We start from the raw sequence: 13,235 nt of genomic DNA on the forward strand, positions 1-13,235 counted from the left end.
ATTACGAACTGCACGATGGTTCACGGCCATGGCGCTGTCGTGCTGGGCAGCGAGATGAGCGGGGACATTCGCAATGTGACGATCAGCAACTGCGTGTTTAAGCAGACGGACCGGGGCATTCGCCTGAAATCTCGCCGCGGACGGGGCGGGGTTGTGGAGGACATCCGCATCAGCAACATCGTAATGGAGGACGTCATCTGCCCGTTTATATTGAAGCTGTACTATTTCTGCGGCCCGCGCGGCAAAGACAAATATGTATGGGGCAAGCACCCTTATCCGGTCACGGAAGAGACCCCGTGCTTCCGACGCATTCATTTTGCGAATATTACCGCGCGCAGCGTCCATGCGGCAGCCGGCTTTCTGTACGGGCTAGCGGAGCAATATGTCGCAGAAATTACGTTTACGGATATCGATATATCGATGGCGGAGGAAGCGGTTCCCGGCTATCCTGCAATGATGGCAGGGATCGAGAAGATGCAGCGCCGGGGGTTTTATTTAGGCAACGTGCGGGATGTGCGTTTTAACCGGGTGACGATCGAGAACCATGAAGGCCCTGCTTTTTACATCGAAAACGGCGAAAAAACCGAGATTAAGGACTGCGAATCTAGAAACACCAAACAGTCTGAGAAGTTGGTGGAGCAAGTCACCGTCGCGCCTTCAAACGACAATATGAACGGCAGAACCGATTAGTCCAACAATTCCGCAAGAAGGGAAAGGAACCGAGGAAGCCATGATTGTAGGCAAACCATCGTTTTGTGATTACCATACGATTCAAGAGGCCATTGATGCGCTGGAGCAGCGGGACGGCAATGTGTTTGAAACGCTGTATATTTTATCAGGCGTTTATGAAGAAGAGGTGCGAATTTATCGTTCGCACCTCAAAATTCTAGGGATCGGCCAGGTCGAAATTGTCATGAACCGGTACGCTAAAGAACGGGATGAAACAGGGGCGGAAATCGGGACCTTTGCGACCCCTACTTTATTTTTAGGCGGGAGTCATCTGGTTTTAGAAAATCTTATTATTTGCAATACCGCCGGGCAGGGCGAAGAGATTGGGCAGGCGGTTGCTGTGTATGCTCATTGTGATGAAACGGTGTTCCGAAATTGTTCCTTCAAGGGCCACCAGGACACATTATTCACTGGCCCGCTGCCCCCGGCGCCTAAAGAGCGCGCGGAATTCGGCGGCGTACCTCTAAAGGAGCATCATTCCCACTACCGTCAGCTGTACCAAAATTGCTATATCGAGGGAACGGTTGATTTTATTTTTGGCGGCGCAACCGCTTATTTTGAGCAGTGTGAAATTCGCAGCTTGCGTCATTACGGTAACCGTGCCGGCTTTATTACAGCCGCTTCGACACCCCGGGGTCAGGCTTATGGCTATGTATTCAAGGATTGCTATTTGACGGCGGAGCCTGACAGTTACCCTGTCTATTTGGGACGCCCTTGGCGTGAGTATGCTAAAACTGCATTTGTGGACTGTTTGCTAGGGCCGCATATTCATCCGCAGGGCTGGGACAACTGGAACAATCCGGATAATGAGGCGACGGTATGCTATCAGGAATTTGGCGTGCACGGCGCTGCGGCATTGTCAATGCATCGTGTTCCATGGGCGGAGTGTGCTGAGGCCAGCGATGAGGAATGGAGCAAGGAAGCGGTATTCGCTGGAAGTGACTTTTGGAGGCGGGGCGGGAACGAAAATGGACAATAATCGAGAAGGAGAACTTCTGACATGACGAACGGAATGATCAAGAATCCTGTTTTAAAAGGTTTTAATCCTGATCCGTGTATAGTACGTGTAGAGGATACTTACTACATTGTCGTTTCTTCATTTGAATGGCTGCCCGGATTGCGGGTGTACGAATCCAAGGATTTGGCGAACTGGGCGCATCGCTGCGATATTTTAACGAATCAGGTCGATTTAAGAGGCAACCCGCGGAACTGCAGCATCTGGGCACCGCAGCTCAGTTATCATGACAATCTGTTCTATTTAGTGTATACCGATGTGAAGAGTACGAAACGGCCGTTTAAGGATGTCCACAATTTCCTGATCGTTGCCGAATCGATTGATGGGCCTTGGTCAGAGCCGGTTTATTTGAACAGCAGCGGGTTTGACCCCTCTTTGTTCCATGATGACGATGGCCGGAAGTGGCTGCTGAATGCACTGTGGGATTACCGGATACTGGAGGGAAATAAATCCAGCGGCATCGTTATGCAGGAATATGATGCCAAGCAGCAGCGATTAATTGGCGAACCTGTTAAAATCTTCGATTGCACGCCATTAAAGAAAACGGAAGCGCCCCATATCTACAAGCAGAACGGTTATTACTATCTAATCACCGCCGAGGGCGGCACGGGAACAGGACATGCTGTAACCGTGGCGCGCTCCAAGCAATTGCTCGGAGCTTATGAAGTAGATCCGCAAAACCCGATGCTTACTTCGCGTGACCATCCCGAACTGCCGCTGCAATGTGCCGGACACGGCAGTCTGGTGCAGACGCCAGGCGGCGAATGGTATATGGCGCACTTGTGTACCCGACCGATTGAAGGGAAATATGCCATATTGGGCCGGGAGACGGCATTGCAGCAGGTATACTGGAACGAAGAGGGCTGGCTGCGGTTAACGGCAGGCGGAAATTCACCGCAGCTGGAGACGCCGGCTCCGGCAGGGACTTCTGTAAGTACGCTGCAGTCACAAATACAATTTGAAGATCATTTTGCCGGACCGAAGCTGAACAAAACATGGAATACGCTGCGGATACTTGAGGATGAAAGCTGGTGTTCGTTCACAGCCCGTCCAGGTTATCTCCGGTTAATGGCTGGAGAGTCGATTCAAAGCCTGTTCCAGCATCATATCATCGCAATACGGCAAACCGATACATGCTTCCGGGCAGAAACGTCGCTGGAGTACGATCCAACCAGCTATTTGCAAATGGCCGGGCTGCTGCTGTACTTGAATGATGAAAATTATCTGTACGCGTATGCCAGCCATGAAGAGGGGCAAGGCAAAGTTCTGCGGATGATGCGGAACGAAGAGGATGCCTTTTCTCTAGTTCCCGAGACGACTGCGTTACCCCATGCCGATGCCGGCCCGATCCATCTGGCGGTTGAAGTGAATGAAACGAAGGCGCAATTTTATTATCATCTCGGTGACGATGCCGCTTGGCAGCCGTTGTATGATGAGCAGAACATCAGCTTCTTATCCGGCGGGTTCACAGGGAATTTCGTCGGTATTGCCGCCCATGACATGCAGCAATATAAAGGCAGTTATGCTGATTTCGCCCGCTTCTGTTACCAGGGGAAATAGGACAGAACCCGCGATGGTTTTATTCCCTGAGACGCTGATCGAAATGAAACCTCCTTTTTGGAGGTTTCATTTATTTAGGCTTTAGCCAGTTGAGTGGGTGAAACGCGTGAAACAAAAAACCACTGTTATTTGATTCTAGCGAATCTCAGCCACGCTATTTGCACATATTTACGATGTTTTTAAATTTAACGAATCTCAGACACTCTATTTGCGGTTTATCCTCAGTTTGGAGCAATCAAGACTGAAATAACGTTACCCAGCTTCGTTACATTTTGGGAAGGGTTATTTTTACACAGATAGCGATCATCAGCTTCGTTATAAAATTCCGTTACGTACTGAGTCATGGAAAGAGATCTATAATCAAGTAAGAAAAGGCTTAACTGAAATCTTTAAACGGTTATATAAGTAGGCTAGCGTCTTTAGGCGCAGTTTGGCAACAGGGGGGGGGGTATCCCAAGAGCAAACCACCCGTTGGACGGGTGGTCATGCCTGCAATGCACCGCCTGCAATGCACTTGCCTGCAATGCATTATCAGCAACGCATGCCTTACCTGCTGTGCATGATCGACTCATCAAAGCCTGACTTTGGCTTGGAGCCGGCATAAATTTCCCGGTATTGGCCGGGAGTCATCCCTTCTTGCTTGCGGAAGGAGCGGATGAAGTTTTGCGAGTTATTGTATCTTAACCTGGCGGCAATATCCTTAATGGTCATATCCGTCTCCCTCAGCCATTTTTTCGCCATATTAAACCGGAACATCGTCAGGTACTCACTGAAGTAATACTGGGTTTCCTTCCGAAAAACACTGCTGATATAGTTGGCGTTATAGTGCAGCCGCGAAGCGCACTCTTCCAACGTAAGATCCGTGTCGTAGTTTTGCTGTATCAAATCGATAATTTTCTCAGAAATGTTCTGGTACTGGGCATTTTGTCTGCTGTTGAAAATTTTGATCATCGGATGAATGACTACGCTCCAAAACCAATCCTCGATCTCGGCTGCGGTATGCAGATCAAGCAGTTCTTCAAACAATGAGCCGTTGGCGTGATATACTTGGTTTAAACTAATGCCGGATTCCTGCATCATAATGAGCAAATTATTTAATAGGCGGGTTAGCGGAATTTGATATTCCTGCGGTGACAGCTCCAGGGCGAAGATCGACTTAAACAACTGTTGCACGAGCTCTTTGGCGTTATCCGTTTCCGCTAATTTGATCGCATCCATTAAATCATTTTCTTTATGCGTCGGGTAGTTCGAATTCAGGTAATGCTTGCCGGAGTTAATGTTCTCATATTGGATAATTACACCTTTGCCCAGCTTGATGCGATGCTTCAATGCCTCCAGCCCTTCGCGATAAGCGATCGATATTTTGTGCAAGGAATGGAAGGGAAGGCTCAACCCGATGCTGACCTGCAGCTTCAAGTAACTGTTTATTTCTTGCTGAAGCATCTCAGTTAAGGAATACAGTGTTTTGTGAAAGGATTCTATATTGCCGTCCGCACTGCCAATTAACGTCACAATTGTATGGTCTATAATTACGGGAGCAAGCCGTTGATCCGGGCGAACTAACTCTTCAATCATATTATGAGCGGCAAACAACAACAAATTCATGTCCTTCTTCTCGTAGGTGGAGTCGTCAAAGAAGTCCATCGACAGCGTAATAACAGCCATCGTCTTCCATTCCTCAATCTGAGTGCGGTATCCGAACTGCTCCAGCTCCTCAAACAGCTCACGTTTCTTAATGGTTCCGTTATAAGCTTTGATCAGGAAAAAGGTGCGAACCTGCTGGATATGCTGGCGAACCTCCTTCTCCAGCTGCGATTTGGACTGAAACAAATGCTGCAAGTGCTCGTCGATCATTTGAAATTCATTGGCATGCTTGGCTCTCAGGTCGGCCTTTCGCTGTCCCATTTGATTAAGCAGTCTTTCGATTGGCGTATACATGCGGCGGGAACCGACCCATGCGAGCAAAACGGACAACAGCAGCAAAAGCGCACAGACATAAATCGTATAGGTGCCGATCATATTCGATTGCTTCGTCAGACTTTCTATGGAAGTCACCGATAAATAAACCCAGCCGTTTAACTGGGATTTTATATAGCTGATGGAGTAATTTTTTTTATCGATTGCCGTTTCAAATTGCCCCGAAAGTTTCGAGGGATTCGAAATTTCGGCGATGTTTGTGAATCCGCTTTCATTAACGGGTTTGCCGATCAAAGAGCGGTCCGGGTGAAGCAGGATTCGGTTGTATTCGTCGAGTACCATAATACTGTCCAGTGCCTGTATGTCTGTGTTGATGAAATCCTGAAGGCTGCAGGCCGGAATGTTAGCCAGAGCAAGGCCATATTTTTGCAGTTGTGCCGTCGGGAGTCTTTTAATAAGGCTGATACTGTAATCACAATTTGACACATTTATGCTTTCTTCACTGTAGAACCAGGAAGACGGGGTTAAGATCCAGGACGTATTATCAGTAATGTTCATCAGATTCGTTAACTGCTCATAATCCTTGTACTGATCTAACCGGTAAAGGCCGGAATTTTTAATCATCCAGTTTTCCTGCTTGTTCAGCAGCACGACATCCTCCAGCTTCGTATCAAACGATTGCATATTGCGAATTTCATTTCTTAATTCATTGTACAAAATGAAATCGCTCTCATTTAATGGATTATCGAGAGCTCTTCTTAAAACACTGGAGTTGACAACTTGGTTTAAAGTCTGGTTGACTGTAGTTAATTTATGCTCTACATTTGAACTGATTTGCAAAATAAGCTCCATTTTGCTTTTGTTCACGTTTTTTTGAATTTCGGATGAGGATGTCAGATAGGAGAAGGAACCGATAAACAGCACCGGGAGTGTGCTAATAGCAAATGCGAAAATGGTCAGTTTACTTAAGAAGCTTAATGGTTTCACAGTACTCAGCACCTCTGCTTATGTGGAAGTAGTCACCTGATCTAAGTGTAAGTAACTTGAAGAGGAATCACAATAATCATCTCGCCGGCCGATAATCATTTTCTCTAATTATGACTATGAAATGTAAAATATTCAAGTAAAAGGTCATATAATTCATAGATATAATTATTGTAAGCGCAATCATTCAGGGGGATCAGCCTTACGTCACGTAAACATATTTAGGAGGAAGTATGAATGTCCAGAGGAACGAATAGAAGAATCCTTGCCTGCTGCTGTTTGCTTATTATGTTCTTCATTCCTTTATTAAGTGCGTGCAATACAAGCAGTTCCTTGCAAGCCCAAAGCAGTGAGAAGCGCCCGTACATTTCGATTCTGACGCCGCTGCATTTTCCGCAGCAGCCTTCAAAGGAGCTCATTGCCGAAATTGAGAGGCTGGCAGAAGTGCAGCTTGATATCAGATGGGTACCGGAGGGTGTCTATACGGATAAAATGAATACGGCCTTGACTACCAATTCCCTAGGCAGGGTGACGTTCGTTAAGTTCAGTGATTATAATCTGGTTAAGAATTCCATTAAATCCGGGGCTTTTTGGGAGATAGGACCTTATCTCGATGATTATAAAAATTTAAAAACCTTGAAGCCCTCGATCCTGCGTCAGACGGCGGTAGATGGGCGAATTTATGGCTTATATACCGAGCGGCCCTCTTCCAGGCAAGGAATCATGATCCGTCAGGATTGGCTGGACAATCTTCATTTAAGCAAGCCTCGCACACTGGATGAATTGTATGAGGTAATGAGGCAGTTTACTTTTAATGACCCGGATCAAAACGGCAAGCATGACACGCTAGGTATAGTAGACCGTAATGATCTTGTCTATGGTGTATTCAAAACGCTTAGCTCCTATTTCGGGACCCCGAACAATTGGAAGGTAGAGAACGGCGAATTTATTCCTGAATTTGAGACGATGGAATATATGAACACGATGAACTTCATGAAGAAATTATATAATGAGAAAATAATTAATCAGGATTTTGCCTTAACCAGCAAAGAGATCCAACGCGATAAATTTATCAATGGCACAGCGGGTATTTTGATCGGCAGCATGACGGATGTACAGCGGCTGTCCATCGAAGCTCATGTCCTGAACCCGAAGGCTGAATTTACGCTGATCAATCGGATCAAAGGGCCTGAAGGGTATAAAGTATGGTCGATTCCCAATTACAATGGATTATATCTTTTCTCCAAAAAAGCGATCCCGACAGAGCAGGAACTGAAGCAGGTGCTCGGTTTTTTTGACCGGACGATGGATCCGGATATCGCCAATCTGATGATGTATGGACTGGAGGGACGCCATCATGAGCTGAAAGACGGGAAGGTAATACTTCCGGAGGAAACTTCGAAGCTGCGTGTCAATGAAGTGAATCCTCTTTATTCTCTCGTAATTGCCAATATGAATAACGAAAATATAATGGAGGTAGTCCAGAAGGAAGAACTGACTGCCCTGGCCGAGCAATTAAGCAAGGATAATGAGTCGTTTCTGGTGGAGGACCCGACAGTTTATTTAAGTTCTCCCACCTTTGATGAGAAAAATGCGGAGCTGTCGCAAATTATTACCGATGCTACCTACAATTATATTCTTGGGTATTTAACGGCTGAGGAATTTCAACAGGAGATTGAAAAATGGAAAAGCCATGGCGGAAATTTGATCATCCAGGAATATAACGAGGCGTACGCGCTTCAAAATAAATAATCGAACACATGAACCACTGCGCTAATGAACTGCACCTCCAACTGTTAGATTGTGTCTAACAATTGGGGGTCACTTCATAGCGGCGAAGTGGTTTTTTTTTATGAAAAAATATTGTGTAACACGATAATCATTTGTTCAGATTCCGTGATAAACACGCGCTTTGTGGGCAAATGATTGTATTCGATATTTGAAAGAGCGTGTAGTGTGGAACGTGTAATCACAATAAGTCAAATGGAGGTCAGAACGGTTATGAAAAAGAAATCCTTCTCCATCTTGTTGACTGCGCTGCTGACATTCAGCGTCATGCTGACGGCATGCTCAGGCGGCAACAAAGGTGCGTCAGCTCCGGCTGAAACTGGTGGAAACGCATCCAAGGCAGGGACAGAAGCTCAAGCAGAAGCGAAGACAGAAGCTCCAACAGAAATTAAAATCATGCTTCCATTAAACACTTCAGAGACACCGCCCGATACGATCAAAAATGAGCTTGAGAAATTAACAAACACCAAGTTAACTTATCAATTTTTCCCGGCGGACACCTATGAGGAGAAACTGAATTCTTCCTTTGCAACGGGCTCCCTGCCGCAAGTGACTTATTTGAAAAACCAAACCACTTTCATTCAAATGAAGGATCCGATTAAAGACGGACAATTTTGGGAAATCGGGCCTTACCTCAGCGAATTCCCTAACCTGAGCAAGCTGAAGCCGGAAATCCTCAATAATACGAAAGTCGAAGGCAAGCTGTACTCCCTGTACATTGGCAGACCGCTGGCCCGTCAAGGCATCATCTATCGTAAAGACTGGGCGGACAAATTGAATCTGGCTGCTCCGGCTAACGTCGATGAGTTGTTCGAAATGGCGAAAGCGTTTACGGAGCAAGATCCGGATGGAAACAACGTGAAGGATACAATCGGGATCGTTGACCGGAACGAATTGATCTATGGGGCATTCAAAACCGTATCGGCCTGGTTCGGTACGCCAAACGGCTGGGGAGAAAAGGACGGCCAGTTGCAGCCTGAATTTACGTTCCCGCAATATATCGACACAATGGACTTCTTCAAGAAGCTTCGCGATGGCGGTTATATGAACCAGGACTTCGCCGCAACGAGCAAGACAGATGCCGTCAAAATGTTCACCAGCGGCAAAGCGGGTCTATACATCGGCGGTTCCATGCAGGATATTGACTCCTTGCACAAAGACCTTATCAAGAACGTTCCGGATGCTGTCGTGGATACACACAGTATGGTGGCCGGACCGGACGGAAAATTTGCGCAATGGATGATCCCGGGATACAACAACGTAGTTCTGTTCCCGAAAAGCGCAATTAAAGATGAGGCTGAATTGAAGAAAATTCTGGCCTTCTTCGACAAAATGATGACCCCGGAAGTTTCCAACCTGATGTACTGGGGAATCGAAGGCGTTCACTATACAGTTGAAGACGGCAAAGCCAAGCCAACTGATGACAAGGAATTGATCGAAAGGGAAGTCAAAGGCTACAAGGATAGCGTCATCGGCGAATCCGAGACGAACGGCATGTACGAATCTTATAACACCCTGCCAGGCAGAATCCATGCGGAAGAGCTCATCTTGGAGAATGTAAAGGTAGGCGTACCTGACCCAACGGCACCGCTTGATTCTGCTACGTACACGGAAAAAGGCGTCGAGCTGCAGCAAATCATTACGGATGCAACCTATAAATATATGTATGGTCAAATCGATAAAGCCGGTTTTGAGAAAGAAGTTGAGAACTGGAAGAAGCGGGGCGGGGATAAAATCATCGAAGAGTACAACGCTGCATACAAGAAATAAGGATTTGGCCAAGGTAAGTTAGCTATAAGAAGGAAGTAGAAAAGGTTGTTGATATACTCAACAGCCTCTTCTATTCCTAAGAGCGGCGGAACCTTGCACCAATATGAAACAGAAAGGAAGAAGATCATGCAGGATGTCACCGCACAGGCAAGTACAGCTCAACCGGTACTTAAGTCTTCGAAGGGTAAAAATGAAGTTAAAAGACGAATATGGAGAAATCGATGGCTCTATGTCATGATTGCGCCGGGCTTGCTGTACTTTCTCATTTTCAAATACTTGCCCATGTATGGACTCATCATTTCATTCCAGGATTATAAGCCCTACAACGGCATTCTCGGAAGCAACTGGGTAGGCATGAAGCATTTTAACAGGCTGTTTAGTGAACCGGATTTTTTGAACATTTTGAAGAATACCATAATTCTATTTGGACTGAATATTTTTATATATTTTCCGATACCGATCATCCTTGCGTTAATGTTGAATGAGCTCAGAGGGAACTTCTTCAAGAGGATTTTCCAGTCGCTCCTTTATATCCCCCATTTTATGTCCTGGGTTATCGTCGTCTCCATTTCATTCGTTATGGTCACGATGGACGGAGGGATTATCAATGATTTGCTTGTCTTTTTTGGCTTTGAAAAAATCAACTTTCTGTTAAATCCGAGCTGGTTTAGACCGATGTACATTATCCAGGTGATCTGGAGAGAAGCAGGCTGGGGAACGATCATCTACCTGGCTTCGATTGCGGCAATCGACCCAGGGCTGTATGAAGCGGCTCGCATGGATGGTGCCGGACGACTGAGACAAGTTTGGCATATTACGATTCCGGCTATTAGAGGCGTAATTATTACTCTATTTATTTTGAAAATAGGTTCCGTTCTCGACTTGGGATTCGAGCATGTCTACTTGCTGCTCAATTCCATGAACAGAGAAGTTGCGGAGATTATCGATACGTATGTTTATACCGCAGGTTTAAGGCAAGGTCAGTTTAGCTACAGTACGGCGATCGGCTTCTTTAAATCCATCATCGGCCTCATTATGGTCATGACTGTGAACAAAATCTCCAAGAAAATGGGAGAAGAAGGCGTCTATTGATATGCTACGGGAGGAATTGAAATGGTAGAAGACAGATCTTTCACCGGCAGGCTGTTTGCTGCTGTAAACTTTACTTTATTAGCGATCATCGCTTTGATTACGGTACTTCCCTTTTTGCACGTTGTAGCAGGATCATTTACCACGAGCGCAGAATTGGCGGCCAGTAAATTCGTGCTGATCCCCAAAGTATGGAGCTTCGAGGCATATAAATTTATTTTCTCTACGAGTACGATTTTCAAGGCGATGGCTGTATCCATCGGAGTGACGCTGGTGGGGACATTGGTCAGTATGTTTCTGACTTCTTTGATGGCTTACGGGCTGGCGCGCCGGGATTTGGATGGACGCAAGGTTGTGAACTTCCTCGTCGTATTCACGATGTTGTTCCATGGCGGATTGATTCCTACTTTTCTGGTCGTTAAAGAGCTGGGGATGATCGATTCGTATGCTGCATTGATTATTCCGTCGGCGATCAGCGCCTTTAACATGATTATTCTAAAAAACTTCTTCCAAAATATACCGGAAGGTCTTGAGGAATCAGCTAAAATCGACGGTTGTAATGATTTCGGCATTCTATTCAAAATCGTATTGCCTTTATCCATGCCGGCGATAGCGACCATTTCATTGTTCTACGCGGTTACTTATTGGAATACCTATCTGACGGCGATCCTGTACCTGGATGACAGTGCGAAGTGGCCGATTCAGGTTCTGCTCAGACAAATTGTTGTCCTAGCTAGCGGCCTGGATCATAGTGCTACGCTGGACGGCGTCGTTCCGCCGCCAGACCAGACGATTAAAATGGCGGTTATCGTTGTAGCCACTTTGCCGATTTTGATGGTGTATCCATTCCTGCAGAAGCACTTTGCCAAAGGGGCAATGCTGGGTTCGATGAAAGGATAACTTATTTGCAGTTCCTATTGCATTGTATATTGGCTGCGTACACTGCAGTTTAACTTGGAGCAATATAAGATGAACTAAAAAATGGGAGCTTATTTATGTTCTGGGCAATTTCGTTGAGGCTCTTGTCCGCTATCAGGATGAAGAGAGCGGACTTTGGTATCAGGTAGTCGATAAGGGAGAGCAGCCGGATAATTGGCTGGAGACTTCGGGGTCCTGTTTATTCGTATATACGATCGCTAAAGCGGTAAAGATGGGCATTGCCGGCGAAGCCGCTGCGGCTGCTGCCAAGAAAGGATATGAAGGCCTGATTCATGTGCTGGAGCGGGATGAACGGGGCCGGTTAGTTTTACCGGATATTTGCATCGGCACATCGGCGGGAGATTATGAGAACTATGTAACGCGCCCTAGAGTGAATAATGACCTGCATGGTGTAGGTGCTTTTGTTATGGCTTGTGTTGAAATGCAGTCCATCCTTTGACGGCGATTCGAGTCGGGGATCGAAGCGCTTGTTGCGGCATCAGAAAAATGGGGGGGAGAGAAGTGTTTGTATACAATATTGTAGACTATGGTGCGGTTAGCGGGAGCACGCTGCCTGTCACTGAGGCGATTGCGCGCGCCATTGATGCAGCGAGTGCAGCCGGAGGCGGAACGGTCTATGTTCCAGCGGGAACGTACCATACGGGCGCTATATTTATGAAAAGCAATATTGAACTTCGTTTAAGCCCGGGCGCTGTCCTGTCGTTCAGCACGGACCCGGCGGATTATCCTGCGGTGGAATCGCGATGGGAGGGCGTTAAGCGGCAGGTGCATGCCTCCTGTATTTACGGAAGCGATCTGCACAACGTCTCGATTACTGGAAGCGGAACGCTGGAGGGGAACGGTCAGCCGTGGTGGGATAAGCACCGGAATCGCCCGGAGGAGCTCGAATATCCAAGACCGAAAATGATCAGCTTCGACCGCTGCGAGCGGGTAACGATAAAAGACATCACTTTAAAAAATTCGCCGAGCTGGACGATCAACCCGATCTGCTGCTACAACGTGACGATCGACAATTTATTTATTCTAAACCCGGCGGATTCGCCGAATACGGACGGGATTAACCCGGAATCGTGCACGAACGTGCGGATCAGCAACTGCAACATCGATGTGGGGGATGACTGCATCGCGATCAAAGCGGGGACGGAAGATACGGCGGAACGGATTCCGTGCGAGAACATTACAATTACGAACTGCACGATGGTTCACGGCCATGGCGCTGTCGTGCTGGGCAGCGAGATGAGCGGGGACATTCGCAATGTGACGATCAGCAACTGCGTGTTTAAGCAGACGGACCGGGGCATTCGCCTGAAATCTCGCCGCGGACGGGGCGGGGTTGTGGAGGACATCCGCATCAGCAACATCGTAATGGAGGACGTCATCTGCCCGTTTATATTGAAGCTGTACTATTTCTGCGGCCCGCGCGGCAAAGACAAATATGTATGGG

The 13,235-nt window shown here is 46.9% G+C and carries 10 protein-coding genes; 9 read left to right on the forward strand and 1 reads right to left on the reverse strand.

Features of this window, described 5'->3' with window-relative positions:
* The 3 genes from G358_RS31100 to G358_RS0128985 all read left to right on the forward strand — a co-directional run.
* Positions 1-690: glycosyl hydrolase family 28 protein (locus G358_RS31100; RefSeq protein WP_019640752.1), on the forward strand; the 690-nt coding region annotated here is incomplete at its 5' end.
* A gap of 40 nt (positions 691-730) precedes the next feature.
* On the forward strand, positions 731-1,708 hold the full coding sequence (locus G358_RS0128980) for a pectinesterase family protein (RefSeq protein ID WP_019640753.1): 978 nt from the start codon (positions 731-733) through the stop codon (positions 1,706-1,708).
* A 21-nt stretch (positions 1,709-1,729) separates the two neighbouring features.
* A complete protein-coding gene (locus tag G358_RS0128985) occupies positions 1,730-3,304 on the forward strand; it encodes a glycoside hydrolase family 43 protein (protein ID WP_019640754.1) in 1,575 nt (524 codons plus the stop codon).
* A gap of 546 nt (positions 3,305-3,850) precedes the next feature.
* On the opposite strand, the gene G358_RS0128990 is transcribed toward G358_RS0128985, so the two are convergent.
* Entirely contained in the window at positions 3,851-6,208 is a 2,358-nt protein-coding gene (locus G358_RS0128990; protein WP_019640755.1) for an AraC family transcriptional regulator, read from the reverse strand.
* A gap of 234 nt (positions 6,209-6,442) precedes the next feature.
* Here G358_RS0128990 and G358_RS0128995 point away from each other — a divergent pair, with 234 nt between their 5' ends.
* The 6 genes from G358_RS0128995 to G358_RS0129020 all read left to right on the forward strand — a co-directional run.
* Positions 6,443-7,957: an extracellular solute-binding protein gene (locus G358_RS0128995; RefSeq protein ID WP_019640756.1), complete on the forward strand. Its 1,515-nt coding sequence runs from the start codon at positions 6,443-6,445 to the stop codon at positions 7,955-7,957.
* Positions 7,958-8,206: 249 nt separating this feature from the next.
* A complete protein-coding gene (locus G358_RS0129000; RefSeq protein ID WP_019640757.1) occupies positions 8,207-9,763 on the forward strand; it encodes an extracellular solute-binding protein in 1,557 nt (518 codons plus the stop codon).
* A 126-nt stretch (positions 9,764-9,889) separates the two neighbouring features.
* The gene (locus G358_RS0129005) at positions 9,890-10,855 is read left to right on the forward strand and encodes an ABC transporter permease (protein ID WP_026342523.1); all 966 of its coding nucleotides are present in this window, start codon (positions 9,890-9,892) and stop codon (positions 10,853-10,855) included.
* Between the two features lie 21 nt (positions 10,856-10,876).
* On the forward strand, positions 10,877-11,752 hold the full coding sequence (locus G358_RS0129010; RefSeq protein ID WP_019640759.1) for a carbohydrate ABC transporter permease: 876 nt from the start codon (positions 10,877-10,879) through the stop codon (positions 11,750-11,752).
* A 91-nt stretch (positions 11,753-11,843) separates the two neighbouring features.
* The gene (locus tag G358_RS31105; protein ID WP_084662923.1) at positions 11,844-12,230 is read left to right on the forward strand and encodes a glycoside hydrolase family 88 protein; all 387 of its coding nucleotides are present in this window, start codon (positions 11,844-11,846) and stop codon (positions 12,228-12,230) included.
* A gap of 62 nt (positions 12,231-12,292) precedes the next feature.
* The coding region (locus G358_RS0129020; protein WP_019640761.1) for a glycoside hydrolase family 28 protein at positions 12,293-13,235 on the forward strand (943 nt) is incomplete at its 3' end.

It is taken from the genome of Paenibacillus fonticola DSM 21315, assembly GCF_000381905.1.
In the GTDB taxonomy this organism is placed as follows: Bacteria; Bacillota; Bacilli; order Paenibacillales; family Paenibacillaceae; genus Fontibacillus; species Fontibacillus fonticola.

Excerpts from the sequence above, each read along its gene's own strand:
- G358_RS0128980 (WP_019640753.1), top strand. The coding sequence starts at position 731 with ATGATTGTAGGCAAACCATCGTTTTGTGATTACCATACGATTCAAGAG.
- G358_RS0128985 (WP_019640754.1), top strand. The coding sequence starts at position 1,730 with ATGACGAACGGAATGATCAAGAATCCTGTTTTAAAAGGTTTTAATCCT.
- G358_RS0128995 (WP_019640756.1), top strand. The coding sequence starts at position 6,443 with ATGTCCAGAGGAACGAATAGAAGAATCCTTGCCTGCTGCTGTTTGCTT.
- G358_RS0129000 (WP_019640757.1), top strand. The coding sequence starts at position 8,207 with ATGAAAAAGAAATCCTTCTCCATCTTGTTGACTGCGCTGCTGACATTC.
- G358_RS0129005 (WP_026342523.1), top strand. The coding sequence starts at position 9,890 with ATGCAGGATGTCACCGCACAGGCAAGTACAGCTCAACCGGTACTTAAG.
- G358_RS0129010 (WP_019640759.1), top strand. The coding sequence starts at position 10,877 with ATGGTAGAAGACAGATCTTTCACCGGCAGGCTGTTTGCTGCTGTAAAC.